This window comes from Mycobacterium sp. Root135 (assembly GCF_001426545.1).
Lineage (GTDB): Bacteria > Actinomycetota > Actinomycetes > Mycobacteriales > Mycobacteriaceae > Mycobacterium.
In genome coordinates, this window is the sequence record NZ_LMEZ01000007.1 from 178,147 (window position 1) to 203,917 (window position 25,771).

General features: G+C 65.7%; 22 protein-coding genes. 5 read left to right on the forward strand and 17 right to left on the reverse strand.

Annotated elements, in window-relative coordinates; all coding sequences use genetic code 11:
- Positions 1–164 precede the first annotated feature (164 nt).
- The 3 genes from ASD37_RS21100 to ASD37_RS21110 form a co-directional block, all read right to left on the reverse strand.
- Positions 165–1,379, reverse strand: a complete 1,215-nt coding sequence (locus ASD37_RS21100) for an IS110 family transposase (RefSeq protein WP_056555995.1) — start codon at positions 1,377–1,379, stop codon at positions 165–167.
- A 132-nt stretch (positions 1,380–1,511) separates the two neighbouring features.
- The gene (gene ppk2, locus ASD37_RS21105) at positions 1,512–2,363 is read right to left on the reverse strand and encodes a polyphosphate kinase 2 (protein WP_056555998.1); all 852 of its coding nucleotides are present in this window, start codon (positions 2,361–2,363) and stop codon (positions 1,512–1,514) included.
- A gap of 24 nt (positions 2,364–2,387) precedes the next feature.
- Positions 2,388–3,797 carry a wax ester/triacylglycerol synthase family O-acyltransferase gene (locus ASD37_RS21110; protein ID WP_056556002.1) on the reverse strand — a complete coding sequence of 470 codons (1,410 nt, stop codon included), beginning with the start codon at positions 3,795–3,797 and terminating at the stop codon, positions 2,388–2,390.
- A gap of 166 nt (positions 3,798–3,963) precedes the next feature.
- On the opposite strand from ASD37_RS21110, the gene ASD37_RS21115 reads away from it, so the two are divergent.
- Entirely contained in the window at positions 3,964–4,479 is a 516-nt protein-coding gene (locus ASD37_RS21115) for an Rv3235 family protein (RefSeq protein WP_200959956.1), read from the forward strand.
- 4 nt (positions 4,480–4,483) lie between these two features.
- Here the strand turns inward: ASD37_RS21115 and secA are convergent, their stop codons facing one another.
- From secA to ASD37_RS21175, 12 genes are all read right to left on the reverse strand, one after another.
- Positions 4,484–7,342 carry a preprotein translocase subunit SecA gene (secA, locus tag ASD37_RS21120; RefSeq protein WP_056556007.1) on the reverse strand — a complete coding sequence of 953 codons (2,859 nt, stop codon included), beginning with the start codon at positions 7,340–7,342 and terminating at the stop codon, positions 4,484–4,486.
- A 137-nt stretch (positions 7,343–7,479) separates the two neighbouring features.
- Entirely contained in the window at positions 7,480–8,112 is a 633-nt protein-coding gene (hpf, locus tag ASD37_RS21125) for a ribosome hibernation-promoting factor, HPF/YfiA family (RefSeq protein WP_370073082.1), read from the reverse strand.
- A 338-nt stretch (positions 8,113–8,450) separates the two neighbouring features.
- Positions 8,451–9,074, reverse strand: a complete 624-nt coding sequence (locus ASD37_RS21130) for a ComF family protein (protein ID WP_056557448.1) — start codon at positions 9,072–9,074, stop codon at positions 8,451–8,453.
- Between the two features lie 171 nt (positions 9,075–9,245).
- Complete coding sequence (locus tag ASD37_RS21135; RefSeq protein WP_056556013.1) at positions 9,246–9,536, reverse strand: hypothetical protein; 291 nt, start codon at positions 9,534–9,536, stop codon at positions 9,246–9,248.
- A gap of 91 nt (positions 9,537–9,627) precedes the next feature.
- Positions 9,628–10,017 (reverse strand): hypothetical protein, encoded by a 390-nt coding sequence (locus ASD37_RS21140; protein ID WP_235568494.1) that lies wholly within the window; start codon positions 10,015–10,017, stop codon positions 9,628–9,630.
- Positions 10,014–12,575 carry a WXG100 family type VII secretion target gene (locus tag ASD37_RS21145; RefSeq protein WP_056556020.1) on the reverse strand — a complete coding sequence of 854 codons (2,562 nt, stop codon included), beginning with the start codon at positions 12,573–12,575 and terminating at the stop codon, positions 10,014–10,016. The genes ASD37_RS21140 and ASD37_RS21145 overlap by 4 nt, the downstream gene beginning before the upstream one ends.
- A gap of 3 nt (positions 12,576–12,578) precedes the next feature.
- Positions 12,579–12,866, reverse strand: a complete 288-nt coding sequence (locus ASD37_RS21150; RefSeq protein ID WP_056556023.1) for a WXG100 family type VII secretion target — start codon at positions 12,864–12,866, stop codon at positions 12,579–12,581.
- Positions 12,863–13,165 carry a WXG100 family type VII secretion target gene (locus tag ASD37_RS21155; protein ID WP_056556026.1) on the reverse strand — a complete coding sequence of 101 codons (303 nt, stop codon included), beginning with the start codon at positions 13,163–13,165 and terminating at the stop codon, positions 12,863–12,865. The genes ASD37_RS21150 and ASD37_RS21155 overlap by 4 nt, the downstream gene beginning before the upstream one ends.
- A gap of 119 nt (positions 13,166–13,284) precedes the next feature.
- Entirely contained in the window at positions 13,285–15,030 is a 1,746-nt protein-coding gene (gene lpqB, locus ASD37_RS21160) for an MtrAB system accessory lipoprotein LpqB (protein ID WP_056557450.1), read from the reverse strand.
- 20 nt (positions 15,031–15,050) lie between these two features.
- On the reverse strand, positions 15,051–16,700 hold the full coding sequence (gene mtrB / locus ASD37_RS21165; protein WP_056556029.1) for an MtrAB system histidine kinase MtrB: 1,650 nt from the start codon (positions 16,698–16,700) through the stop codon (positions 15,051–15,053).
- Positions 16,697–17,383 (reverse strand): two-component system response regulator MtrA, encoded by a 687-nt coding sequence (mtrA, locus tag ASD37_RS21170; RefSeq protein WP_056556032.1) that lies wholly within the window; start codon positions 17,381–17,383, stop codon positions 16,697–16,699. Before mtrA ends, mtrB begins: the two co-directional genes overlap by 4 nt.
- 56 nt (positions 17,384–17,439) lie before the next feature.
- A complete protein-coding gene (locus ASD37_RS21175) occupies positions 17,440–18,069 on the reverse strand; it encodes a dTMP kinase (protein WP_056556035.1) in 630 nt (209 codons plus the stop codon).
- Positions 18,070–18,154: 85 nt separating this feature from the next.
- Here ASD37_RS21175 and ASD37_RS21180 point away from each other — a divergent pair, with 85 nt between their 5' ends.
- The 4 genes from ASD37_RS21180 to ASD37_RS31605 all read left to right on the forward strand — a co-directional run bounded on the left by ASD37_RS21180 (position 18,155) and on the right by ASD37_RS31605 (position 23,763).
- Complete coding sequence (locus tag ASD37_RS21180) at positions 18,155–18,961, forward strand: WXG100 family type VII secretion target (protein WP_056556038.1); 807 nt, start codon at positions 18,155–18,157, stop codon at positions 18,959–18,961.
- On the forward strand, positions 18,958–19,260 hold the full coding sequence (locus ASD37_RS21185; protein ID WP_056556041.1) for a WXG100 family type VII secretion target: 303 nt from the start codon (positions 18,958–18,960) through the stop codon (positions 19,258–19,260). The genes ASD37_RS21180 and ASD37_RS21185 overlap by 4 nt, the downstream gene beginning before the upstream one ends.
- A gap of 29 nt (positions 19,261–19,289) precedes the next feature.
- Entirely contained in the window at positions 19,290–22,322 is a 3,033-nt protein-coding gene (locus tag ASD37_RS31595; RefSeq protein WP_156721007.1) for a hypothetical protein, read from the forward strand.
- A gap of 358 nt (positions 22,323–22,680) precedes the next feature.
- Positions 22,681–23,763 carry a hypothetical protein gene (locus ASD37_RS31605; RefSeq protein WP_156721009.1) on the forward strand — a complete coding sequence of 361 codons (1,083 nt, stop codon included), beginning with the start codon at positions 22,681–22,683 and terminating at the stop codon, positions 23,761–23,763.
- Positions 23,764–23,912: 149 nt separating this feature from the next.
- Here ASD37_RS31605 and ASD37_RS21205 read toward each other — a convergent pair whose 3' ends face one another.
- Positions 23,913–24,299 (reverse strand): hypothetical protein, encoded by a 387-nt coding sequence (locus tag ASD37_RS21205; RefSeq protein WP_056556052.1) that lies wholly within the window; start codon positions 24,297–24,299, stop codon positions 23,913–23,915.
- A 362-nt stretch (positions 24,300–24,661) separates the two neighbouring features.
- Positions 24,662–25,702 carry a lipopolysaccharide assembly protein LapB gene (locus ASD37_RS21210; RefSeq protein WP_056556056.1) on the reverse strand — a complete coding sequence of 347 codons (1,041 nt, stop codon included), beginning with the start codon at positions 25,700–25,702 and terminating at the stop codon, positions 24,662–24,664.
- Positions 25,703–25,771: the final 69 nt, after the last annotated feature.

A 25,771-nucleotide genomic window follows, 5' to 3' on the forward strand; every position in this document is an offset into this window, starting at 1 on the left:
CGAAGGGCCGGGTGCCAAGCTAGTCACGGCGTAACCCGATGAGGGGTCCGCCATAGCGGTCACGGCATCTGATCCGGCCCTTCGTCCCGTCCGTCTAGCGTGGCACTACCGACGGAAGTTGTGAAGGGGGTCTGATCAGTCCTTTCGCGGTTGGTGTCGAGGGTTCAGGCCCAGCGCGTGGGCTCGTAGCTGGCGTGGTCGCGCACGAGTGCGTAGGCGATCCGGTTGGCGCGGTGGGCCAATGCGCAGGCCACGACACCCCCGTGTTTGCCGCGGTCCTTGAGGCCATGGGCATAGCTCTTGGACGCCGACTCGGTGAGCCACAATCCGACCCCGAGGTCGATCAAGGCGCGGCGCAGCGCCACGCTGCCTTCGCGACTGATGCCGCCGTCGCGGCGTTTGTGAGCGGATTCGTATTGCATCGGCGACAGTCCCGACGCGCGGTAGATTTGGCGTGGTCCCGGCCAGCGTTTCGGATCACCAAGGGCGGCAGCATAGTTGGATACTCGAACCGTGCCCCAGCCTGGCACCGAGGTCAATGTCGCGTATGGGCTGCGCGGCAGCAACGATTCCAGTGCGGTTTCCGCGGCGTGGATCTGATCGTCGAGATCGGCCAGCAACACCAGGTCCGCAGCCAGTATCCGGCGCGCGATCACCGCGTCGCGGGTCGGTAGCGCGTCGCGGGCCGCGGCGACCACACGCTCGGCGACCGGGCGGCGCAGTTGCAGATCGCGGACCGCGGCGAACCGGATCAACCGGGTGACCCCGAGCCTGGCCAGCCGCGCCGGGTCGGCGAACTCGGCGGCGATCAGCCGGCCGATCTTGGTACCCAGCACGTCGGGCAAGGCAAGGGTAAGACCCGGGAACGCCCGGTCCAGCTGCCCGAGCAGCTGATTCTTCGTCGCGGTACGCGTGGCGACCCGCCGACCCCGATGCACCGCCCAAGCGCTCACCTCACCGATCACGGCATCGCGATCGGTGACCGGGCGTCCGTACCCGGCCAGCACCAGCTCGGTGATCGCCTCCACGTCGATCGCATCGGTCTTGATCCGGCGTCGACCCTGCACGCGACGCTGCTCGGCGACCTGAGCGGGGTTGAGTTCCAACACTTCCCACCCATCGGGCCAGCGATGATCGAGCACCGGACGGTGGTAGTGACCGGCGGCCTCCACGCCAACCTTGACCTGCACCGAAGCAGGCGCAGCAGCCAACACGCGAGCCGCCGCCGCGGCCAGGCCCGACCCAGTCATCGCGAACTCCGAAGGAGCCACCAGCCGATGACGAGACGCGTCAGTCACCGAAAACACTGCCGAGGTCTTGCCGACATCGACGGCAACGACAATCGTGGACGACGTGACTGGAGCTACATGCACAGACACAACAACACCTCCGGGGTGTGTCAGGAGGTCCACGTGCGTCACCACACGGACCCCGAAAAGGAATCATTTACAGATCCCTCCTGACACCTCCGGAGGCGTTTGAGAAGGACTAACTCGATCTATATCAGCGGTCTACTCCCTGTCCCCGATCAACGTCGCGACATGGTCGGGCACGTACGTCGACGACGAACGCGGCGGACGCTCGTAGGTCTTGCTGACGATGGCTCGCTCCGGCAGCGTCACCCGTGGAAGGTCCACCTCGTGGTAGTCGACGGTCGAGAGCAGATGGCTCATCATGTTCAGCCGGGCGTGCTTCTTCACGTCGGACTCCACCACGTACCAGGGGCTCGCAGCGGTGTCGGTGTGCGCCATCATCTCGTCCTTCGCCCGCGAGTAATCCTCCCAGCGGTACACCGACTCCAGGTCCATCGGACTCAGCTTCCACTGCCTGACCGGATCATCCATCCGCGATCTGAACCGTCGAAGCTGCTCGTCGTCGGATACGGAGAACCAGTACTTGCGAAGGAGGATGCCGTCGTCGAGCAGCATCTGCTCGAAGATCGGCGTCTGACGCAGGAACAGTGAATGTTGTTCGGGCGTACAGAAACCCATGACCTTCTCGACGCCGGCACGGTTGTACCAGGAGCGGTCGAACAGCACGATCTCGCCCTTGGCGGGCAGCTCGGCAACGTAGCGTTGGTAATACCACTGGCCGCGTTCGGTGTCGTTGGGCGCCGGCAGGGCGGCAATCCTCGCGACCCGGGGGCTCAGATACTCGGTGATGCGTTTGATGGTGCCGCCCTTGCCCGCCGCGTCCCGACCCTCGAACACGACCGCGACGCGGGCCCCGGTGTGGCGGGTCCACTCCTGCAGCTTCACGAATTCGGTTTGGAGGCGGAACAGTTCGGCCTCGTAGACGGCGTTGACAATCTTCGGCTTCTTCGACTTCTTCGACTTCTTCGACTTCTTCGCAGCCTTGCCCATCGCCAAATCGTAGTGCGACGGCAGCTACTGCGCGGCTTCGAGCAGCTCGTCGAGTGACTCCCGCAGCAGGGTTGGCAGCATGTCGACGTCGCTCATCGCGTCACGGTCGGCGTTGACGCCGAAGTAGAGCATGCCGTTGTAGGACGTCACGCCGATCGCGAGCACCTGCTTGTTCAGAAGCGGCGGAACCGAGTAGGTCTCCAACAACTTGGTGCCGGCGACGTACATCTGCTTCTGCGCGCCGGGAACGTTGGTGATCAGCAGGTTGAACTGCCGTGCCGAGAAACTGGTCGCGACCCGAGTTCCCATGGCGTGCAACGTCGGTGGCGCAAACCCGGACAGCGTGACGATGGTCCTGGCGTCGACGAGGCTGGCCGCCGTCGAGTGCGATTCGGTGGCGTGGGCGATCTGCGACAGCCTCACCACGGCGTTGCCCTCACCGGTTGGCAGGTCGACGAGGAAGGGCGAGACCTCACTGATCGCCTGGCCCGGCCCCGACACGTCGAGCTCCGCTTCCGGGTACACCGACATGGGCACCATCGCCCGAATCGTCGACGTCGTGGTGACGGGCTCCCCGCGCGACAACAGCCAGTTGCGCAACGCCCCGGCGATCACCGCGAGGATGACGTCGTTGACGTCGCAGTCGTAGCGCGCCCGCAGCTTCCGGTAATCGTCGAGCTGATGCCCCGCCACCGTGAAGCGACGATTGCGGGACACCGTCGTGTTCAGCGGACTGCTCGGCGCCGTGCCGCGCGCCAGCGTCCGGGCGACGTCGGCGAACCTTCTGCCCGTCTCGGCCAGTTGACCGCTGCTGGTGACCGTCTCCACGACCGCCGAACGCACCGCCGCCAGCTGGGTGCCGGGCCGGGCGACGAACTCGCCGACGGCGCCGACGGCCAACCAGGCGTCGCTGGGCTCCCGCGCCGGAATCCAGATGTCCTCACCGAACTCGGGGGCCTTCTGGGTGCGGTCGGCGATCACATGGCCGATCTCCAACGCCGTCATGCCGTTGACCAACGCCTGATGCGACTTCGTGTAGATCGCGATGCGATTCTTGGTCAGGCCCTCGACCAGGTACATCTCCCACAGCGGGCGGGACTTGTCGAGCGGGCGCGAGCCGAGGCGCGCCACCAGGTCGTGCAGTTGCGCGTCGCTGCCCGGGGACGGCAGGGCAGAGCGCCGAATGTGATAGGTGATGTCGAAGTCGCGGTCGTCGATCCACACCGGGCGCGCCAGCCCGTAGACCACCTCGCGCACCTTCTGCCGGTACCGCGGAATCTGCGGCAACCGCTGTTCGACCGTCTCCAACAGGGTCTCGTAGCTCAGCCCGTTGCGCGGCTTGCGCAGTATCGACAGCGACCCCACGTACATCGGGGTGGACGTGTTCTCGAGGTGATAGAACGACGCGTCAGCGGCCGACAACCTCGTCACCATGACCGCCAACTCCCCTCGTCCCACTCCCGATCCCCGTCACGGTAACCGGCGAAACCCGTGCACCGCATTACGGGTGCGTAGAGGTGTCCCCAGGCCGTGGGATCATGAATCGTCTGCGCCTCTCCAGCAGATGCCGTCCATTCGTGTCGACCGCTGGAGACCTGCCGTGACCGCATCACGCATACCGACTCGTCGTACCTCGTTCACCTCACCGGTCGTCGACTACGAGCCACCGCCGCTCGCGACGTCTGCGATCGGACCGTGCCCGCCGCCTACGTCCGCCGCCATGCACCGCCACGGTGCGAGACCGCTGCGGGCGGTGCCCGCCGCCACTCCGCACGACGGTGAACCACCCCCACCGCAGGCTGCCGCCGTCTTCGCCGAGACCGTCCTGCGCCGGGTTCTGGAGGTCTCGGATCGACGCCGCCCCGTCGCCCAGCTGCGGCCACTCGTCGCACCGGAACTGTTCGACGCGGTGGCGGCGTTCACCAGAGCCGGTTCACGCGACGGCGCGGCCGTCCTTCGACGGGTACGCCTGCGGTCGGTGCACGTGCTCGACGGCGAGGCGGCAGCCGCGGAGGTGTTCGCCACCTACTCGCGTGGGCGTCGCGTCCGCGCCATCGCCGGGCGCGTCGAACTCGTCAAGGGACGATGGATGGTCGTCGCCCTACAAGTCGGCTGATTGATTACCCGCGGCGGGCCTTCGGCGGGCCGCCCCGCGTCTGACGGCGCGCCGCTTCCCGACGCTCGCGCCGTGAGCTACCCGTGGGCGCCGCGTGCCTGCCGCCGCCGCCCTCGCGCTGCACCTCGGCCGAACCGTCCTCGGCCGGACCCGTGTAGGTCATCGGCCGCGACTTCTCGTCGTCGATTCCCTTGACCCGCAACGCGGCTGGTGCCTGCCGGACCGGCTCTGGAGCCACCTCGTCGGAGTCGGAGTCGGTGAGGGTGTCCACCTGGCCAGCCCTCGCGGCGGCATCGGCGGCGAACTGTGCCAGGTTCGGCGGCGCTGCCGTCGCACCCACCTGCGACGCCGGGGTGGGCGCTGCCTGGACCTGGGCGTTGAACAGCAGACCGACCGACTCTTCCTTGAGCCCGTCGAGCATGCCCATGAACATGTCGTAACCCTCGCGCTGGTACTCCACCAGCGGGTCGCGCTGCGCCATGGCGCGCAGCCCGATGCCCTCCTTGAGGTAGTCCATCTCGTAGAGGTGCTCGCGCCACTTGCGGTCGATCGTGGTCAGCAGGACGCTGCGCTCGAGCTGACGCATGGCACCCTCGCCGCCGATGGCCTCCAGCTCGGCCTCGCGCGCCGCGTATGCCCGTCGGGCATCCTCGATGAGCGCTTCGCGCAGCTCGTCGCTGGTCAGCTCGCCGGGCTCCCCGACCGAGTCAGAGTCGACCAGGTCGTGGTGGTCGATGCCCACGGGGTAGAGCAACTTCAGCGCGTCCCACAGGGCACCGAGGTCCCAGTCCTCCGAGTAGCCCTCCGACGTCGCACCGTCCACGTAGGCGTTGACGACGTCCTCGACCATCTGCTTGGCCTGCTGCTGCACTTCCTCGCCCTCGAGGATGAGCCGACGCTCGGCGTAGATGACCTTGCGCTGCTGGTTCATCACCTCGTCGTACTTGAGGACGTTCTTGCGGACCTCGAAGTTCTGCTGCTCGACCTGCGTCTGCGCACTCTTGATGGCCCTCGAGACCATCTTGGCCTCGATCGGGACGTCCTCGGGAAGGTTGAGGCGGGTCAGCAGCGACTCGAGCGTCGCGCCGTTGAAACGCCGCATCAACTCGTCCCCGAGCGACAGGTAGAAGCGCGACTCGCCGGGGTCGCCCTGACGGCCGGCACGTCCACGCAGCTGGTTGTCGATGCGGCGCGATTCGTGACGCTCGGTGCCCAACACGTAGAGGCCGCCGACTTCGCGGACCTCCTTGGCCTCCGCCTCGACTTCGGCCTTCACCTGAGCCTGCACGTCGTCCCAGGCGGCTTCGTACTCGTCGGGGTTCTCGACGGGGTCCAGCCCGCGGTCGCGAAGCCGCTTGTCTGCGAGGAAGTCGACGTTGCCGCCGAGGACGATGTCGGTACCGCGGCCGGCCATGTTGGTGGCGACGGTGATGGCGTTGCGCCGTCCCGCCTCGGCGATGATGTTCGCCTCCTGCTCGTGGAACTTCGCGTTCAACACGTTGTGCGGAATCCGGCGCTTGGTGAACTGCTTGGACAGGTACTCCGAGCGCTCGACGCTGGTGGTGCCGATGAGGACCGGCTGCCCCTTCTCGAAGCGCTCGCTGACGTCGTCGACGACGGCGATGTACTTGGCTTCCTCGGTCTTGTAGATCAGGTCGGACTGGTCGGTGCGGACCATGTCTCGGTTGGTCGGGATCGGCACCACGCCGAGGCCGTAGATCTCGTGCAGCTCGGCGGCCTCGGTTTGGGCGGTGCCGGTCATGCCGGAGAGCTTGTCGTACAGGCGGAAGTAGTTCTGCAGCGTGATCGTGGCCAGCGTCTGGTTCTCGGCCTTGATCTCGACGTGCTCCTTGGCCTCGATCGCCTGGTGCATGCCCTCGTTGTAGCGACGGCCGACCAGCACGCGGCCGGTGAACTCGTCGACGATGATGACCTCACCGTCGCGGACGATGTAGTCCTTGTCGCGCTGGAACAGCTCCTTGGCCTTGAGGCAGTTGTTCAGATAGCTGACCAGCGGTGAGTTGGCCGCCTCGTACAGGTTTTCGATGCCGAGCTGGTCCTCGACGAACTCGACGCCGATCTCGTGCACGCCGACGGTGCGCTTGCGGATGTCGACCTCGTAGTGGACGTCCTTCTCCATCAGCGGGGCGAGCCGCGCGAACTCGACGTACCAGTTCGACGCGCCGTCGGCGGGCCCGGAGATGATCAACGGGGTACGGGCCTCGTCGATCAGGATCGAGTCGACCTCGTCGACGACGGCGAAGTTGTGGCCGCGCTGCACCATGTCCTCGACCGAGTGCGCCATGTTGTCGCGCAGGTAGTCGAAGCCGAATTCGTTGTTGGTGCCGTAGGTGATGTCGGCTGCGTACGCCACGCGCCGCTCGTCGGGCGTCATCTGGCCGAGGATCACGCCGACGTCGAGGCCGAGGAAGCGGTGCACGCGACCCATCCACTCGCTGTCGCGCTTGGCCAGGTAGTCGTTGACGGTGACGACGTGCACGCCGTCACCGGAGAGCGCGTTCAGATATGCCGGCAGCACACAGGTCAGGGTCTTGCCCTCACCGGTCTTCATCTCGGAGACGTTGCCGAAGTGCAACGCGGCGCCACCCATGATCTGGACGTCGAACGGGCGCTGATTGAGCACCCGCCATGCGGCCTCCCGGGCGACGGCGAACGCCTCCGGCATGATGTCGTCGAGCGTCTCACCACTGGAGACGCGCTTCTTGAACTCGTCGGTCTTACCGCGTAGCTCGTCGTCGGTGAGCTTCTCCACCTCGCCGGACAGGGAGTTGACATAATCAGCGACCCTCTTGAGGCGCTTGACCATGCGGCCTTCACCAAGACGGAGCAACTTCGACAGCACGCTAATTTCCCCTAAGCCTGGACGCGGCCTCGATTGGCCTCGATCGCTTCAAACGAGGTCCATCGTAGGTGACTGGCCGGGCCAGCCGGCCGAACGCGCCGCACGGGGCGGTCGCGCCGGCCGCTGGTGACCACCGGCTAGGACAGCCGGATGAGTCCGTAGTCGTAGGCGTGACGCCGGTAGACGACGGTCGGCTTGTCGGTTTCCTTGCAGTGGAACAGGAAGAAGTCGTGGCCGACGAGCTCCATTTCATAGAGCGCGTCGTCGACGGTCATGGGTGTGGCGGTGTGCTCCTTGGTTCGCACGATCCGACCGGGTTCGTGTTCCTCGGGAGCCGGGCCTTCGTCTTCGACGGGCGCCGACAGCGGCTCGACGAGATGGTTGATCGCGGTGGCCTCGGCGAGCGAGACGGGCGTCTTGTCCCCGTAGTGGATCTTGCGGCGGTCCTTGCTGCGCCGGAGGCGGTTCTCGAGTTTGCTTACCGCCGATTCCAGCGCCGCGTAGAAACTGTCGGCGCAGCCTTCGCCGCGCGCAACGGGTCCTCGGCCCCTGGCCGTGATCTCGACGTGTTGGCAGTTCTTGCGCTGCCGGCGATTGCGTTCGTGGTCGAGTTCGACGTCGAACAGGTAAATGGTGCGGTCAAAGCGCTCGAGGCGCGCCAACTTCTCGGAGACATAGGTGCGGAAGTGATCGGGAATTTCGACGTTGCGGCCCTTGACGACGACCTCGGCGTGGGGGCCGTCGTGCGGCTCCTCCTCGGCGCCCACCATCGTTGACTGGTTGGTGTCCATGGATTGTATTGACATACTTGGCAACTCGCTTCCTCTTCGACGGCGCACGCGCTGAGGCGTGCCGGCAAAAAACGGGAGCGCAGCAAGGGAACCCGAACGAAGTCCGCCCGCGGCGCAAGGTGTCGAGAGCTCACCTCCTCGCTTTTCGGGCGATGTGGCGCCAATGGTTCTAGACGCCGCCGTGAGTCGTTCACGGGTGGTTGGTCCCGACGGTAGTCCGTGTTCACCCGCCTGTGCCACATATTCGGCACACGTGTTTTCAGTAATTCATTCCGGTTTGATCTCACGGTAATTTGACGGCTCCGCCGGCCGCAGGATCAGGCATGCGCGACGGCAAGGACCGCGGCCACACGCGCTCCGGTGGTTTGCAGGACGCGGACCGACTCCCCGGCGGTGGCACCCGTCGTCACGACGTCGTCGATCAGAAGCACTTCCCCACCCACGGCCCCGCGGACCCTGACCCGGCCCGCGATGTTCCGCTCCCGCTGCCCGGGCGTCAGCCCCACCGAATCCCGCGTGAAGGCCCGCATCCGCAACGCCGCGAGGACGACGGTTCCTGGGACGACCGAGGCTTCGGCGATGGCCGTCACCGGGTCACCACCGCGCCGACGCGCCGCCGACCGCCTGCTGGGCGCGGGAACCAGCGCCAGAGGAGCATCGACGACGCCCCACGTCAGGAGCCGCGTAAGCCCGGCGGTGACCGCCGTCGCGAATGGCGCGACGAGGTCGGTGCGGCCGTGTTCCTTCATCGCAATGATCGCCGCGCGCCGCGACCCCGCGTAGCGGCCTAGGGAGAAGACCGGCACACCCGGATCGAGGCGCGGTGTGATCACCATCGGCTCGTCGGTGTGCACCGTGAGCGCCCGTGCGCAGGTCTGGCACCACCGGGTGCCCGGTGCGCCGCATCCGCCGCACTCCAGCGGGAGGACGAGGTCGAGCAGCATGGGGTCAGTGTGGCGGCCGGGTCCGACACAGCTCTTGACCTCACGCCGAATGTGGAGTTGTGCCACGCATTTCAGCGAAATCGCGCCAACAACTCCACGCTCGGCCGGGGGTACGAGACGGCGGCGTCCCCTCACTTTGTTTAGGCGCGGCCTGACATGAAGCAATGGTCATTTCTGCACATATGTGTAGTAGTTGCCCACTGCGGTCAACGCTTCTCGCGAGAGTTCGGGGTGACGCTCGTGCATCGTCGACTCGACGAGGTCTCCCGCCCCGTTCAAATCCAGCACCGACCAGTCCAACTGAAGATTCAACGCTTCGTCGAGGATCCTTCTGACTGCATCCCGGGTCGCGTCGACGGCTGTTCTGTACCGAGAAGCGAACTCTGCGCCGTTGTCACCGGGAAACTTCTTCAAGAAGACGACGACCGCCTCACTCAGGGCCGTCGAGCCACCCGCCATGTGCGGGCCTTGCTCCCACGGTCGTTCCGTTGGCAGGCCGACCGCGATCCTTGGGGCCCTTGAGTCCGGCTCACATCGATCGCTTGATCCGTCACTCATGAGCCAGTAGGGCGGCATGGGCGGCCGGGAAATGGGCTTCGAACAACGCCCGTCGCCACTGCCACCAAACGTCAGCGGCAGCGTCAAGTGCCGGCGTCGACAAACCGTCGTCGAAGTCACTCAGCAACAGTAGGAATTGCCACTTCTTCGATTTGTTGAGAAGCCCGAACTCATTCGGTGCGTCGACCGACGCGAGCAAGAAGTCGATTCCTCCCTCGCGCGCGGACCAACACACTTGGAGCTTGCAATCCTCGCGTCGATAGAAAACCGACCAAGCGGGAAGGTCGCCGAACTCGATGTCCCCGGTCGCACCGTCGGGCGCGAAACCGTGTTGTGACAACACCGGCCCCATGTAGGCATCTACTTCGAGCCAATCGTTCATCCGCTGCCCCTCAGAACCCATGAGTTTCCGTCGCGCACGTATCCGTACCTCGAAGCATTCTCATTGAGAAAGTTAATTTCCAACGCCGAGAATGTTTCCCGACGCACCCGTGCTACCTGGTCAACACTGTCGAAGCCGTCGGGCAAGACGTACTCGATCCATGAAACGTGGTCCTCCATCTGCATGCGCAGGAACTGCTCGTTCACCTCCCACCCAAGAGCTTTTGACTGCTCGGGCGCGAGTCCGTCTCCCACCGCGTCCCATACGTCCTTTCCGGTGTCGTAGTAAATGCCGCCGTGATGCTTAGCTTCGCCGATGTATCCACCGTCCTGCCCGTCGTACTTGCCGAGCACGACGCGATCTGAGTCTCCGACGTGATGGGTCGCTCCTTCGGCTACCTGCCGAGCCAGATCTTCCGTCGGAAGTCCGTTCCTGAAGGCGTCGTTGAGGTCGTTCGCAGTGTGCACCGGGTCGTGCGCGCCGGATGAGGTGTCTGAATGATCACCCGGTTGATGGTCCTCGCCATGCTCGTCTCCGGACGAACCCGAAGAATCGTGATTCCCATGTACCGACCCACCATCCGATCCATGCCCGGGCCCGCTCGAACCATGACCAGACCCACCGGACCCGTGGTCGCCGACGCCATGCCCTGAACCACCGGCACTGTCGCCCACCTCCCCGCTGTGCGCGCCGACGCTGACGGGAACCTTGTCGTCGGCTCCGACAGGAGACGACAGCTCACCACCGTGGTTGGCCGCAGCGGGGGGTTCGCTCGCGACCGACCCCGGCTGGGAGGGACCTCCAGACGAGTGCGAGGGATTGCTTTCCGCGACCTGCGCCGGCTCGGAACCATGGGACGGGGGCGGCGCGTCGGCATGCGGCGCGGCCGGAGCATCGGCGTGCGGCGGCGGGGATTCCGAGCCGTGTGGTGCGACGGGGGCGTCGGCATGCGGCGGAGCAGGTTCCGCCGGCGACGGTGAACCCGGCTCTGTCGCATGCGGTTCCGGTGCCGGAGCAGGAGGCGGCGCGGTGTCGACCGGCGGGCGCCCCGTCGGCGCCGACTCCCCCGGCGCGGCCCCGGGCGTCGAACTCTCGGGCACCTTGATGCCGTCGAGGTCACTGCCGACACGACCGGCCTGGCTTGCGATGGACTTCGATTCGGCGGACGCGACTCCGAGGCCGGGAATTCCGTCCCGGGCGGCACCGGCCGCGGCCCGCTCCTCGGCTGAGGCCGCCCGTCCGGCAATGCCCGCGCCGTCGGCGGCAACGTCGGCCTCGCCGGCGCCGGGGATGAGGAAGGAGCCCACCTGCGCGACGTCGTACCCGAGGGCGCGAAACGGGTGCCCGGCTTCGACGTCCTTCCAGTCGACGACATTCTTGACCGTGTCGAGCGCACCCTCTGGGTCGCTCGCGATCGTCGACGCCAATAGGGCCGGGTTCGTCAAGACGGCGGCCGTCTCCCCCAATCCCTCCCACGTCTTCGCCGCTCCGGACGGGTCGTAGAGGAACCGCGTCGGATCCAGCTGACCTATGCCCTGCGCGGTCTCGGCGACGAACTTCAACCCACCCTCGGAGCCGTCGACGATCGCGTTGAACTCGAACGCCAGCGCGCCGCCGACGGCCTGACCCAGGACGCTGGTGAACTCCTTGGTCGCCCACGCCTCAAGCGAGTTCGTCGCGGAGTCCAGCTCGTTGATCCCCTGGTTGAACACCGTTGTGAGTGCGTCCGCTTCACGCTTCATGTTGTTCAGGACGGTCTTGATCTCGTCGGCGATCTTCTTGATCTCGTCGAGCGGGTTGTGTCCGGTGAAGATGCCCCCGATCGTCTCCAGCACGCCGGCCGGACTGAGCTGATGCAGAAGGTTGCGGACGGCGGTTTGGGTGGCGTCGACCGTGGCGGCGAATCCGTCGACGGAGGTCGCCAACGTTCGTGCTCCGTTGGCGATCTTCGTCAAGCCGCCGCCGATCTTCCCGAGAGCGTCGGTCATCTGGCCCGACTCGGGAATCTGCTGCGCGCTCAGGCCGGGACCTGCCGCCTCGACCTGCCCGGCGAGGCCGGTGATCGTAGCGGCGAAGGTTCGCCAGGCGCCTGCCGCGGCGCGCATGTCGCCGGGGTTGCCGTCGGGCCATACGTCGCCGACGAACGCCTCCACCAGCGCCCAGCCCACCGGCGCGGCGACGCCGGAACCCAGCGGCGGCGGCATGCCGGGTGCGGTGAACCCTGCTGGAGCGGCCGGCGCGGGGGCCGCCGACGTACCTCCCCCTACGGTCGAGGAGGCGTTTGCGTGGCCGTAGTTCGCCGCGGAGGTCTGGATGCCGAATCCCACCCGGCGGCCCGCGTTGACGGCCGACGCGGCGGCGTCGAGCAGCGCCTTGCCTGACGCGGTATAGCCCTGGGCGAAGACCAGACCTGCGGCGTCGTGGCCGAACAGCGCGCCCGCGCCGGACAGGGACGAGTCGAGGGAACCGACGGCGGCGGCAACGGCGTCACCCTCCCCGGCGACGGTCGTACCGATTGCAGCCAGCGCAGTCGGGTCCACCGTGATGGGTGGTGCCACGCCTTAGCCCCAGTTGCGCACGTTGGTCTGCGCGGCGCTCGAGTAGTTCTCGTGGGCACCCTCGGCGATCTGACGCAAACGCGCCAACGCGTCACGCATCTCTTGGGCGCCGTGATCCCACTGTTGTTGCGCCGAACGCTCGGCTTCCCCGCCGTCGCCGTACCAGGACGTGCCCAGCGCGGCGACCGAACTCCTGGCGTGCGCCAGGTGCGCTTCCAGTTGGGAGTCGAATTCCGACATCCGGTCGACGACGGCCAGCAGCGCCGCGGGGTCGACTTGGAAGCCGCTCACAGGCCGATCTCCGACACGCGGGAGGCACCTGCCGCGTCGGTCGCGTCGTACCGTTGCGCCGCGTCGCCTATTAGCCCGGACATCTTCGCGAGCCCGTCGACGACTTGTTGGGCGCCGTCGTGCCATTCCCGCCACACCGCGTCGTACGCCGACGCCGCCTCGCCCGACCATCCCGGGCCAAGCAATCCGGACACCTCACCGTCCAGCGAGCCAAGACCGGTGCGCAATCCGGTGGCCACCGACTCCAAGTCACCCGCCACCGCGCCAAGCACGGATGACGTCACGTGCAGTTCCGACATCGAAATTCACCCCCCGCTAGATCGCCGACTTAATCAGGGTAACTCGATGCGGAGAGGGCCAAATGCACTGAATCAGAACACTTTTGGCAGGCAATTCACAGGAAGCTGGTAGGAGTCGATCAGCCGGGAAGTACCGGAATCGCCCCCGCGACCATGAGCGGCCGCACCTCGGCCCACATCAGGTCGTTCTCGGCAGCCGATCCCGAAAGTTGCAACACGCCACGCTGATCGGCGACGTAGAGCGTCGACGGATTCGCCGCAACGGTCGCGACCGGTGCCAGGAGGTTCCGGCTGGGGCCGTCGGAGTTGACGCCGTCGAGGTTGACGTAGGAGACCGGATGCTGCGGATCGGTTCGACTGACGACGATGTCGTCACCGGTGCGCCACGACAACGACACCGCTGTGTCGCCCAGACCAAAACCCAGTCGACGCGGATAGGTCAGGGCGTAGAGCCCACCTTGCGTCTGCTCGACCCCGGCCAGGATGACCTGTCCGTTGACGACCATCGCCGCGCGGGTGCCGTCTCGCGACAGTTGGAGTTCCGAGACCGGGCCGGGGAACTTCGTGAACACGGCGGTGGCGTCCACGGGGATTCGCGCGGGCTGACCCGAGGCCGCTTCCTGGATGACGCGGACGACGTTGTTGCCGTCCACCACGACCCAGATCGCGTCGTCCAGTGACCAACTGGGGCGTGACAGCGTTCGGCCGTCGATGGCTTGGGACGAATCGCCTCCAAGTTGGCCGATCCAGAGCGACGACGCCATGTCGGGCGCACCGGGTCTCAGCGTCACCACCGACGCCACTTCCTGGCCGCTGCGTGACAAGGCCGCCGCCGTCTGCCCCGGCAGGTTTCCGAAGGAGCCAGCAACCCGTGGCGCCTTCTGCCCGTCCAGCGACACCAGTGATCCGCCGATGAGGGCGTGCAGTCCAGCGGCGGCCCCGGGGTCCGCCCCGGGGTCGGTGGCGGCGACGTCGGAGGAGTTCCAGCCCTCGGCGAACCGGTCGTCGAGCGCGGCACCGTCGGCGTTGATCACGTACGGCCCGTTGACCCCGGCTCGGTTCAGCGTCCAGATGATCTGTGCCGCAAGCAATTGTCGTGAATGCGGATCGGTCGTCGACAAGTTCTCGAGGTCGACCCGCGCGCCGCCGTAGCCCCGTCCGACGCCGGTCTTTCCACCGTCGGCCCTGGTGACCGGCCCCCGCAACCGCAGCGGCGCGCCAAGCAGGTTGCGCACGGTGTTCGCCATCTCCGGCCGGGCTCCGGACACCAACTTGCTCACCAATTCGGTGGGCAACTGGTCCGGATCCGACACGGCGACGTAGCGCGGATCGGGAACGACGGTCTTGCCGGTCGGGTCGACGAAGTACAGCGTGCTGCGCTTGTAGGTGGCCAAAAACTGCTGCCAGTCCAGGAAGACGCCGTTGGGCAGCTTGTCGATTCGCCAGCCGCCGGTGGTCTTCACCAGTTCGATTGGCCCGGGATCGGGCAACGCGCCGTCGCCGGTCTCGAACACCCCCATGTCGGAAAGGGAACCGAGGATGTCGGCCTTCATGGTCACCGAAACACGATCGGGCTGACGGGTTTCAACGAACACCACCCGGTCGATCAGCAGTGCGCTGCCCGCGTCGTCCCAGTCGTTGGACGCCGACTCGGTGAGAAACTGACGGGCGGCGAGATGGCGGTTCGCGGGATCGGCCGTCGCCTTGAGGAATTCGCGCAGCAGGACGTCGGGATCCATGCCGGGGGTCGGAGTCGGCAGGCTCGGTGGGGCCGGGCGGTCCATGGTGCCGAGCGCTTGCGGCGCCGACGAACTCGGCACGCCCGCACACCCAGTGAGAGTCAACGCGACAGTCAGAATCAGCATGACGGCGACCAGCGCGCGTCTCACGCGCGCTCCCCGGCGGTTTCCCGGTCGCGCGCCGGTGTGACCGACGGCTTGTCCTGGCCAATCGGCTTGAGCGGCAACGGGCTTGCCGTCACCTTGTGGCCGCGCACCAGCGGCAGCGTCAACCGGAAGCACGCGCCCTTGCCGGGCTCTCCCCACGCCTCGAGCCTGCCCTGATGCAAGCGTGCGTCTTCGATGGAGATGGCCAGCCCCAGCCCGGTGCCACCGGAGCGGCGCACCCGTGACGGGTCCGAGCGCCAGAACCGGCTGAACACCAGCTTCTCCTCACCGGGGCGCAGACCAACGCCGTAATCGCGCACCGTGACCGCGACGGTGTCCTCGTCGGCCGCCATCCGAATCCGCACCGGCTTGCGCTCGGCATGGTCGATGGCGTTGGCGATCAGGTTGCGCAGGATTCGTTCCACCCGCCGCGCGTCGACTTCGGCGATCACCGCCTCCGACGGCATGTCCACGACCAGCTCGACCGAGGCGTCCTTGGCAAGATGACCGACGTTCTCCAGAGCGCTTCCCACCGTCAACCGCAGATCCTCGGATTCCACCGACAGTTCGGCGACACCCGCGTCGTGGCGGGAGATCTCGAGGAGGTCGCTGAGCAGCGTCTCGAACCGGTCCAGCTCGCTGACCATCAATTCCGTCGCGCGCCGCAGCGCGGGTTCGAGGTCGTCGCTGTGGTCGTAGATCAGGTCGGCGGCCATGCGCACCGTCGTCAACGGCGTACGTAGCTCGTGACTGACGTCGGAGGTGAAGCGGCGCTGCAGGTTTCCGAATTCCTCCAGCTGGGTGATCTGACGCGACAGGCTCTCCGCCATGTCGTTGAACGACACTGCCAGTCGCGCCATGTCGTCCTCACCACGCACCGGCATCCGCTCGGTCAGGTGTCCCTCGGCGAACCGCTCGGCGATACGCGACGCCGACCGCACCGGAAGCACGATCTGCCGGGCAACCAGCAGCGCGATGGCGGCGAGGAGCCCCAGCAGCACGATGCCGCCGGTGGCCATCGTGCCGCGCACCAACGCGATGGTGCTCTCCTCATTGTTCAACGGAAAGATCAGGTACAGCTCGAGATTGGTGACCTGCGACGACGTCGGGCTGCCGACGATCAGCGCCGGCCCCGAGAAGCCGTCGGTGTTCACCGTGGCGTATTGGTAACTGACCTGTCCGGCCTTGACGAAGTCGCGAAGCGCCGCGGGGATCTGCTGCACCGGTCCGGCCGCGGTGGCGGCTCGCGGCCCGTCCCCGGGCACCACCAGCACCGCGTCGAAGGCGCCGGCGAGACCAGCCCCCGAATCGACCTTGCGGTCGACGAGTGTGTTGCGCGCCAACTGAAGACTGCTGTCCAACGAGCGAGTTTCCTCGCCTCCGACGATCCCGCTGACCGTCGTGCTGGCTCGCTCGATCTCCTCGGTTGCCGCCCGCACCTTGATCTCGAGGATGCGATCGGTGATCTGACTGGTCAGCACGAAGCCGAGCACCATGATGACGGTCAGCGACAGCCCGATGGTGAGCGTCACCACCCGAAGTTGGAGCGAGCGTCGCCACGCGAAGCCGAGCGCTCGGCCCAACGTGCCAAGACCCCGCAGCATGGGAGCCGAGCGGCTCCGAATGCGTCGGCGGGAGCCCCAGATCACGGGGGTCCGGCCTTGTACCCCACTCCTCGAACGGTGAGCACCACCTGCGGGTTCTCCGGATCCGTCTCGACCTTGGCGCGCAACCGCTGGACGTGCACGTTCACCAGCCGGGTGTCGGCCGGATGCCGGTAACCCCAGACCTGTTCGAGCAGCACATCCCGAGTAAACACCTGCCGCGGTTTACGTGCCAGCGCCACCAAGAGGTCGAACTCCAGCGGCGTCAGGGAAATCTGCTCCCCGCCGCGGGTGACCTTGTGTGCGGGCACGTCGATCTCGACGTCGGCGATCGACAGCATCTCGGCCGGACCGTCGTCGTTGCGGCGCAGCCGGGCCCGGACCCGCGCGACGAGCTCCTTCTGCTTGAAGGGCTTCATCACGTAGTCGTCGGCCCCGGATTCCAGACCGAGCACCACGTCGACGGTGTCGGTCTTGGCCGTCAACATGACGATCGGAACGCCGGAGTCCGCGCGCAGCACGCGGCACACGTCGATGCCGTTCATGCCGGGCAACATGAGGTCGAGCAGCACCAAGTCAGGCCGCAGTTCGCGAACAGCCGTCAACGCTTGGCTGCCGTCAGCGACCACCGCGGTATCGAAGCCCTCGCCCCGCAAGACGATGGTCAGCATCTCGGCGAGCGACGGATCGTCGTCGACGACCAGAATCCTTTGCCTCATGGTGCCCATCGTGTCACCGAAACGCGATAAACCTGAGTTACCACACCGGGCGTTTTGCCCGCAGATCAGGCAGTCAGCGTCTGCGCCAATTCCTGCGGGACCACGTCGGGTCCGGCGACGGCCCAGCGACCCTGCCAGTTCGCGGCGGCGAGCGCGGCGTAGGCGGCGTTGGTGCGACGCTGAAGACCGTCGTCGCGCTCGTATGCGTCGCGGGTGCGGTCGGCGTCGGCCGCCTCGCGACGCAACGCCCGTTCGGCGGCCAACTCGGTCGGTACGGCGAGCAACACCTGCCAATCGGGCTGCGGGATGGCAAACCGGCCGAACTCGAGTTGGGCGACCCAGGCGACGATGCTTCCGTCCGCCTCCTGGTGCAACCGCGCGGCGCTGTACGCGGCGTTGGACGCGACGTAGCGATCCAGGATCACGACGTCGTGTCCGGCGCACAGCCGTTCGATCTCTGGCTTGGCGTCCGCGCGGTCGAGGGCGAACAACGTCGCCATGGCGTAGACCGAAGACGACAGGTCGCCATGATCGCCGTGCAACGCCTCCGCCGCGATGTCCGCGTGCACGGATTGGTGGTAACGCGGGAACGCGAGGCGGGCGACGGTCTTGCCCGTCGACTCGAAGGACGCCTGCAGGCCGTCGGTCAGCGTCCGCTTCCCGGCGCCGTCGACTCCTTCGATCGCGATGAGCACGCGGCGAGCGTAACTGGTGCCTTCAACCGCGTTCGACCGCCGATAGGCTTGCCAGCGACCGTCTAGTGGCTGGGAGGTCTGTCAGGTGGGACAGTCGGTTGAACTCGTCGAATCGGAGTTGCACGCCGCATCCGCACGTCTGGAGAGCGCCGCGCAACGGCTGAAGGAAGGGTTAGCCAGCGTCAACGACGAGACCACACAACTGCTCGGTTCGGGGTGGAAGGGCGGGGCCGCATCGGCTTACGGCCCGGCGTGGGACGGCTGGCACGAGGGAGCGGAACAGGTCGTTCAAGCCCTGCAACGGATGTCGGAGCTGTTGTCGATCGCCGGCAAGGAGTACGCCAAGACAGACCAAGCCGGCGCCGATGCGCTTGGCTCGACGGTCCAGACTTCTGGCGGGGCGACCGACAGCGGAGCGAGTGTCGGTGGCGGCGCTCCCAGTCCCCAGAGCCTCCCCGACCTCGGCCTGGGCGGCCCGAGCGGCACCAGCAGCGGGAGCGCGGGCGGCCAGTCCGGAGACATCGGGCAGCAGGCGATGTCGTCGGTTTCGCAGTTCGGTCAGGCCGCCGCTGGGATGGCCCAGCAGTCCGGCCAAGCAGTGGCCGGACTTGCCCAACAAGCCGCTCAGCTGGCGATGGGGCTGGCTCAGCAGGCCGGGCAAGCTCACGAGACCGGGGACGCTCAGACCGACAAGGCCGATGCACTTGCCGCCGATACACCTCCTGCTCAGGGTGCCGAGGACAGGGACGACTACGAGAAGGACGAGCAGCGCGAGCGCGAACGGGATGACGCCGCAGCAGCGTCCGGCGAACAGTCGACGGGAACCGCGCCCGTCGATCTTGGCGACGTGACACCGGCACCTGACGACCAAGCGACCAAGAGGACGCTATGAACGAGCTGGAAGGCGAGCTGGTAGTCGACTTCGCGAAGATGAGCGCGGCCATCGATCACATGTCCAAGTTCGAATCGGACGTGAAGGAGGTCCTGTCCGACGTCGACCAGGCCATGGCCGCCTTGCGCGCGACGTGGCACGGCGAGGCGTCGGACCAACAGGCGCAGGCGCAGCAGCAATGGGACACAGGCGCCGAACAGATGAACACGTCGCTCGAACAGCTGAAGAAGATCGCTCAAGCGGCGGAGAAGAATTACACGGACGCGGTCAAGAAGAACGAGGAGATGTGGGCGCAGTAGCCGCGGGTGGCCGAATCGAGGTCGACCCGGTGGTCCTGCTGCGGGCCGGCCAGAGGATGGGTTCGATCGGTGCGCAGTTGGACGCGTTGTCGACGTCCCTCGGCGCAGCGTTGGGTAGCGGCATTGCCTCGGGTTGGGACCCGGCCGGGGCCGACTTCGGATTGAAGTACGGGGACACTGCCCAGGAGTTCGCCAACACGTTGGCAGAAGCTGCGAACGCCTTCAAGTACTCCGGTCAGCGCTTGGAGGCGACGGGCTACAACTACAAGAACGCCGACGCCGGGTCGACCATCGGCGGACGCACCCCCATGGGCTCGGTGGGTGAGGCGCCCAGTGAGACGAAGGCCGTGGACGCCCCCACAGGTCCAAGCGGGGCGATCGTTCCCCCGCCGCCCAATTGGTGGCTGATCGACGGGTTGCTCAATGCGATACCGCTGATCGGATCGGTTGCGGGAGCGGCCATGACGTGGCCGCAGGGCAATCCCTCGCTGTTGCGTCTCACCGCAGCACAATGGAAGAACTTCGCTACCGGCTTGGCTGCCTTCAACGACGACGTTCCGGCACTGAAAACTGCTGTGTCACAACAGCACATCCCCGAACAGGCAAAGATTCAGGAGTGTCTCGGGGCACTCAGTACGTACTTGCCGTGGTTGTCAGAACAAGCGACGGCCATGGGGACCAAGATCGACGATTTCGCCAACGGCGTGCAGGAGGCCCAAGACGCCATCCGCCGCCTCTTGGACCGGATCTCCGGCGAAGGTCTGTGGGACACCGTCACCGGCATCTTCAGCGGCGACGGTCTCGACATCCTGCAACAAATCGCCGACGACGTCGGTACGGTCCTGGAGAACTTCCAGCGACAAGTCAAGGGAATCGTCGGGCTACTCTCCGAGCTTTCCAAAGCCCTCGGCGACGCCTTGGATGCATTCCAGAAGTGGGTAAAACCAGCCTTGGAGGCCACCTTTGGCGATGAAGTGGGAGGCGCCCTCGCCGAGGCGGTCACGTTCTACACCGACGTACAGCTCGGTTTGATCAATAGCGTGATCGGCACCGTGTCGGGTTTGGTGTCGCTGGCCGACATCGACGTCTTGAAGGGCATGGCCGAAATGGCCCTGTCGGTGGCCGAGGATCCAACGAAGCTGCCCGGCGTGCTGGAGAACATGGGCAAGCAGTTCATCGCCTACGACCAGTTGACCGGTGACCACCCGGGTAGGGGTGTCGGCGAGGCAGCGGGCAACATCGGAATGCTCTTCCTCCCGGGTGGAGCGGCCACCAAGACGGGCTCGGTAGCGAGGGGTCTGAGGTACGGCAGCAAGCTGCTCGACGAGGGACGCCTCCCCCGCATCTCGGACATTCCCGGCATGGGTGGTGGCAGGTCCCTCCCCTCCGTGGACAATCCGCCAGGGGCCGGGCCCGGTCACCCGGGAGCTCCGGAGTTCACACCGCCGCGGCTCCCCGAATCGCTCGCCAACCCTCCTTCTGCTCCGCACGCCCCCGAGGCGCCATCCACTCCGCAGCCACTTGGCGACTCAGGCGGGCCACCTGGCGGCGGTCCGCCCGGTGGTGGCGGTCCGCCCGATCCCCCGGGGGGACGGGGCGTCGGTCCGCCCGACTCTGGGTCGGGCCGGGCCGACGGCCCCGCGCCACAGTCGCCATCGTCGGGTGCTGTTGAACCGCAACATGTTTCGGATCCAACGACACCGTCGACGCCGACCCACGCACCCACTTCTGGTGATGCGCCGGCACCCGCCGCCCCGCACGCGCCCGAATCGCCAGGCCCTGCAAGCCCTCACGAAACTGGCGGCCAATCGCCGTCCGAGCCCGGCCCGTCACCGACCGAGCACTCGCCGGCGACTCCGGAGTCGCACGGAAATGGTGTGGCCGAACCGCGGGCCGACGGCAACCATGCGCCGAACGAGAGCCACCAGCCGGCTTCGGAGGGCCACAGCGGAGGTACGGCCGACGGAACTCATGCACCTGCCGACCATCAGCCCGCTGCCCATACGCCCACGACCGAATCACCCACTGCGCATGAACCGGCCAGGACCGACAACGGCCAGCCACACGAACCAACGCACGCACCAGGTGAGGCAGCCGAAGCTCGGCCGCACGAGCCGGCGGCGACGACACCAGCGGCTCCCATGGCAGGCGGTATGCCGATGGCGCCCCACGCTGGGGGTGGAGTGCACAGTCCGTCCGACGGCCCGGCCAGCAGAGCAGCGAGCCCGGAGTCCCCGACGCGCACACCGGAAGCCAAGGCGCCGCAATCGAGTTCACCGGAAACCCCACGCACGACGGCGCCTGCCAGTGCCGGGCCAGGTCCAAGCAACACGCCGTCGGCGCCGGTAGACCCACCCATGAAAGCCACCCACGGCGCGCCGGGCGAACCGCGAGCTCACGGACCAGAGCTGTCCTCTCCACGACCGGCGAGTCACGGAGCGAACGAGCCGCAGGCACCCACCTCGCCTGAGGCACCTGTCGACTCGCCTTCCGCGACCGAACCTGGATCTTCGGAATCAAGCGCACCAGCGGATTTCGCAGATTCTCATCCACCGCTACATCGGGACAACCCGCTGCCGGTAAAGCACATGCCTGGTCATTTTGCATTTGAAACCGACCCCAACCATCCACGCAATCCGTTCCCTGGACAGAGTGTCGAGCGTTGGTCCCCCGAAAAGCTCGAACAGCACCGCGTTGTCGTCGATGAAAACGGACTCTTGCGCAACACCGACGGTTCTCTCTTCGATACCACTGGCGCCAAGTCCCACTGGACTCCAGATGGCGGTCGGGCAATATTCATCATGGACCGGCACGGGAACATCTACGCATCACTTGAGCAAGAACGCGGTCGACTTCATCATTCAACCCTTGCAAGCGGAAACCCCGTGACCGGTGCCGGAGAATTATCCGTGGCAAATGGGCGTCTCGTTGAGGTAACGGGCAACTCCGGACACTACATGCCCGGTCGCACCAATACGCAGAACGTTATAGATGAACTTGCTAGACAAGGAATAGACTCTCATTCGATCACAGTCGAATGGATCGCCCCGGAAGGAACATGAGATGGCTACAGAGTCTTGGCGCGGTGCGATAAATATGATTCTCTATGGGCTACTTTTCAAAGAAAACCTTGATGATGCTAACGCCGCTATGACAGCAGACGCCATCATAGAATATCGATCATTCGGCCAGGGCCCCGAGTTCTTTTTCAATGCCATTGAAGAAGCACTCTCTTCTGACACACCGATCATGACTGGTGTGTTCGCGGAGCCCCCGCATGGCCTCGATGAACTTCGACACTCCGAACATGACATGCGTAGTTTTCTAGCGTCAATAGCCGAGAATTTGCGGAGGCGCCAACCCTGGCCGCCCAAACCTGGGGCGGAGAACTGAAGACCAACTCTCTGCCAGCGGAAAGGCGTGACCATCATGTGGTGGCGTAACGCGATCAGCCAGATACTCTACTGCCTACAGTACGTTCCGACTTTAGACGGTCGAACGGCACTCGAAATATCAGAAGCAATCGTTGCTCGGCGATGTCTCGAAGATGGCCCAGAAACCTATCTTGAGGCAATCGAGGCAGCACTCACCCAAGGCGACGAACTCAACACAATCCCAACGCCTCACGCCGACGCCTCCATCCGATCCTTCGTTTCCGCACTAGCCACAGAATTGCGAAGACTTCATACCTGGACGCTACCTCCGATGGTTCAATTAAGATTGGAACAATGGGAGCAAATAATCGGCGCTGCCCAACCAATCGGCAGAATTGAATTGCGCCAACTCGAAGTGAGCAAGCGATTGGGATTCGAATTCGTCGAGGTGGCAACCCATCGACCTAGATTGCTTCTCCATTTGGAGACTGGAATGGTCGTTGGGTTGTCAGCTCCGTTGAGTATCAACGATTCAGGAGTCGCGGTGTTCGTCGCTAATAATGTCGGAGCACGACCCATCGCCGAAGAGATCCAACGCACTACCGGACTAGGCCAAACCGATCTGACAGTGTTCGCGCCGTCTAGCGCCCGACCGGGGCTCGCGAAGGATCCGCTGCAAACCCAACAACGACGCCTCATGCCAGACCTGACATCTCAATCGTCTGGTGTTGAACGGTGGTCGCCAGGTCAGCTAGAACGGCACCGCGTCGTAATCGACGACGAAGGACGATTCAGAACAATTGACGGAGGCATGTTGGACACTCGGATGGCTACGGCATCATGGCGTCCGAACGCCGAACTCGCCCTGTTCATTCTCGACCCACACGGCAACATCTACGTATCGCTGCGTCGAGTCGTTTCACGTGTCCACCACTCCACGCTGTCGGGAGGCGGCCCTGTAGCGGCTGCAGGCGAGCTCCGTGTTCGTGATGGGCACTTGTTGGCACTAACCGACCACAGCGGCCACTACCCACCCACACATTCAAGTAATCAGATTCTCGTCGACGAACTGCAGCGTCAAGGAGTAAAGACGACGGACGTCCTATTCGACTTCGCTGCAACGGAATAGAGTGGATGTGCGTTGCGTCCGCCAACGCACCCATGATCGATGACCCCTGCGGTCGGACGCCCAAACTTCAGGCCAATTCGCGCCGCAAATTGACGGGAGTCGCAGCTTCGCCTTCCGATTGTCCAACCGAGTGCTCAGATGCCCAGTCCCTATAGCCGACTCTCCGGCAGCACGTAACCGGGCGTGAATCCCTTCTCTTGCACAACGAGATTCAAGGTCCCGAGGCTGAACTCCTCGATGTCGTCGAACGCGATGTCCGGCTTGAGATCGGTATGGAAGATGGGGTGCCCATCCGCGTCGTACCCGCCATATACCTTGTCGCCGTATAAATCCACGTACTTCTCGATGCCAAGGCCACTGACCACTTTGCGCGCATAGGCTTCGCCGCCACCTGACCACACCATGATGCGGGCGTTCTTCATGCTCGACAGCGTGATCAGCAGAGTACGGATCCGTTCATTCGCGACGTAGGCACCGGTGATGGTGTTGTCTCGAAGTGTTCCGTCAATGTCGAAAGCAATGGTGACCGTCTTCATCGCGTTTCATCCCCCGGGTCGGTATCGCCTCAGCCATGGCCAGCCTTCTTGCCGGAGCAATTTTAGCTGGCGACGGAGAGCGCGCTCTGCACCGAAGCGCCACCACCGCAATCAATGACGCGCAAAACCTCGTCAATCGCGAAGTTCTCGCGAGATGACGGGTTCGCATGGACGATTCCGCACTCAGTACGGCGATCATCGAAGCAAGCGGTCACACGGCTGGGCGGCACGTCGACGGGGAGAAGACGCTCTCCCTCCACGGCTCCAAGGTCGGTAGTCAAATGGCCCCGGACGTTCTCGCATTCGTGCGGAAATGGAACTGGCGCTAGGTCACCGACTGCATTGCCTGCCGCTTTACGCCCTCACCACAACCGCTCGCCGGTGAACCCACCAATGATCATGACAACGGGCACCGAGAGAAGCAGGAACCCCGCCGCCACCCCCGGCACCGTCAACGCGCCAACAGCGGCTGTCACCGCACCCAAGACCGCCGCGGCGACCAACTGCAGGACCCTGACGACGAGGGTGAGGTGTTGCCGCAGAACCGATGTGAGCATCGAACCGGGCACGTTGCGCAGCACCGGGATCGACATCGCCACCAGCAGCACCGCTCCCACACCGGCGATGATGCGCGGGACGACCGTGGTGCCGCCATCCTCACCAATGTTGTAGGTCGCGACCACCGCGATCGTCACGAGCAACACCACCCATGCCGAGCGCCGCAGTACGCCGCTGACCACCACCCCGACGTTTCGACGCACCACTTCGCCGAACCGCGGGTCGAGCCGTTCGGCGGCGATGAAGCCACGGACCGCGCTCCATCGCCGACCCCGCTGGTGCTCGAGTCTCGCCAAGTTGTGGACGATGCTGGCGTCCCTCGGATTCAGTTGCAGCGCATGCCGATAATCGGCCTCGGCGGCGTCGAGCTCAACGAGGGCGACGTGGATGTCCCCGCGAAGATTCAGCGCGTCGACGTCCTGTGGGTTCAGTCGCAGCGCCTCGTTGACGGCCGTCATCGCCTCGACGGGACGCCGCGCATCCGACAGCATTCGTGCATACGTGTGGTGCGCCAGATGACTATGCGGATGCGTCGTCACCGTCCGCCACGCCACCGTGAGCGCTTCGGGAATTCGGCCCTGCAGCTCGAGCGCATGACTGCAGACGCGCATCGCGTACTCGTCGTCCGGAGCGACCGACAGCGCCGCGTGCGCGCTGTTCGCCGCTTCCGCAAGGTCACCCTGCCCCAGCTTCACTCGGGCGTAGAGCGTCAGCAGACGCGGCTGGTTCGGGTGGGCGCCCAGCGCCGACGCGAGGACCGACTCGGCGCGCCAGAAATCACCGGCCGCCATGTAGGCTTCGGCGGCGTGCACGACGGCGTCGACGCCATCGAATGCCGCCGTCATCGAAACTGCCTGTGTCGGCGTTGATCTCGCTCGTCCAGCATTCCCCTCAACAGCCTCTCCGTCTCAGAC

Bases quoted from the DNA above. Each gene is read 5' to 3' on its own strand.
- ASD37_RS21155 (WP_056556026.1), bottom strand. From the start codon at position 13,165: ATGTCGGAACTGCACGTGACGTCATCCGTGCTTGGCGCGGTGGCGGGT.
- ASD37_RS21140 (WP_235568494.1), bottom strand. From the start codon at position 10,017: ATGAACGATTGGCTCGAAGTAGATGCCTACATGGGGCCGGTGTTGTCA.
- hpf (WP_370073082.1), bottom strand. From the start codon at position 8,112: ATGGTGGGCGCCGAGGAGGAGCCGCACGACGGCCCCCACGCCGAGGTC.
- ASD37_RS21205 (WP_056556052.1), bottom strand. From the start codon at position 24,299: ATGAAGACGGTCACCATTGCTTTCGACATTGACGGAACACTTCGAGAC.
- lpqB (WP_056557450.1), bottom strand. From the start codon at position 15,030: ATGCTGATTCTGACTGTCGCGTTGACTCTCACTGGGTGTGCGGGCGTG.
- ASD37_RS21210 (WP_056556056.1), bottom strand. From the start codon at position 25,702: ATGACGGCGGCATTCGATGGCGTCGACGCCGTCGTGCACGCCGCCGAA.
- ASD37_RS21135 (WP_056556013.1), bottom strand. From the start codon at position 9,536: ATGGCGGGTGGCTCGACGGCCCTGAGTGAGGCGGTCGTCGTCTTCTTG.
- ppk2 (WP_056555998.1), bottom strand. From the start codon at position 2,363: ATGGGCAAGGCTGCGAAGAAGTCGAAGAAGTCGAAGAAGTCGAAGAAG.
- ASD37_RS21185 (WP_056556041.1), top strand. From the start codon at position 18,958: ATGAACGAGCTGGAAGGCGAGCTGGTAGTCGACTTCGCGAAGATGAGC.
- ASD37_RS21110 (WP_056556002.1), bottom strand. From the start codon at position 3,797: ATGGTGACGAGGTTGTCGGCCGCTGACGCGTCGTTCTATCACCTCGAG.
- mtrA (WP_056556032.1), bottom strand. From the start codon at position 17,383: ATGGGCACCATGAGGCAAAGGATTCTGGTCGTCGACGACGATCCGTCG.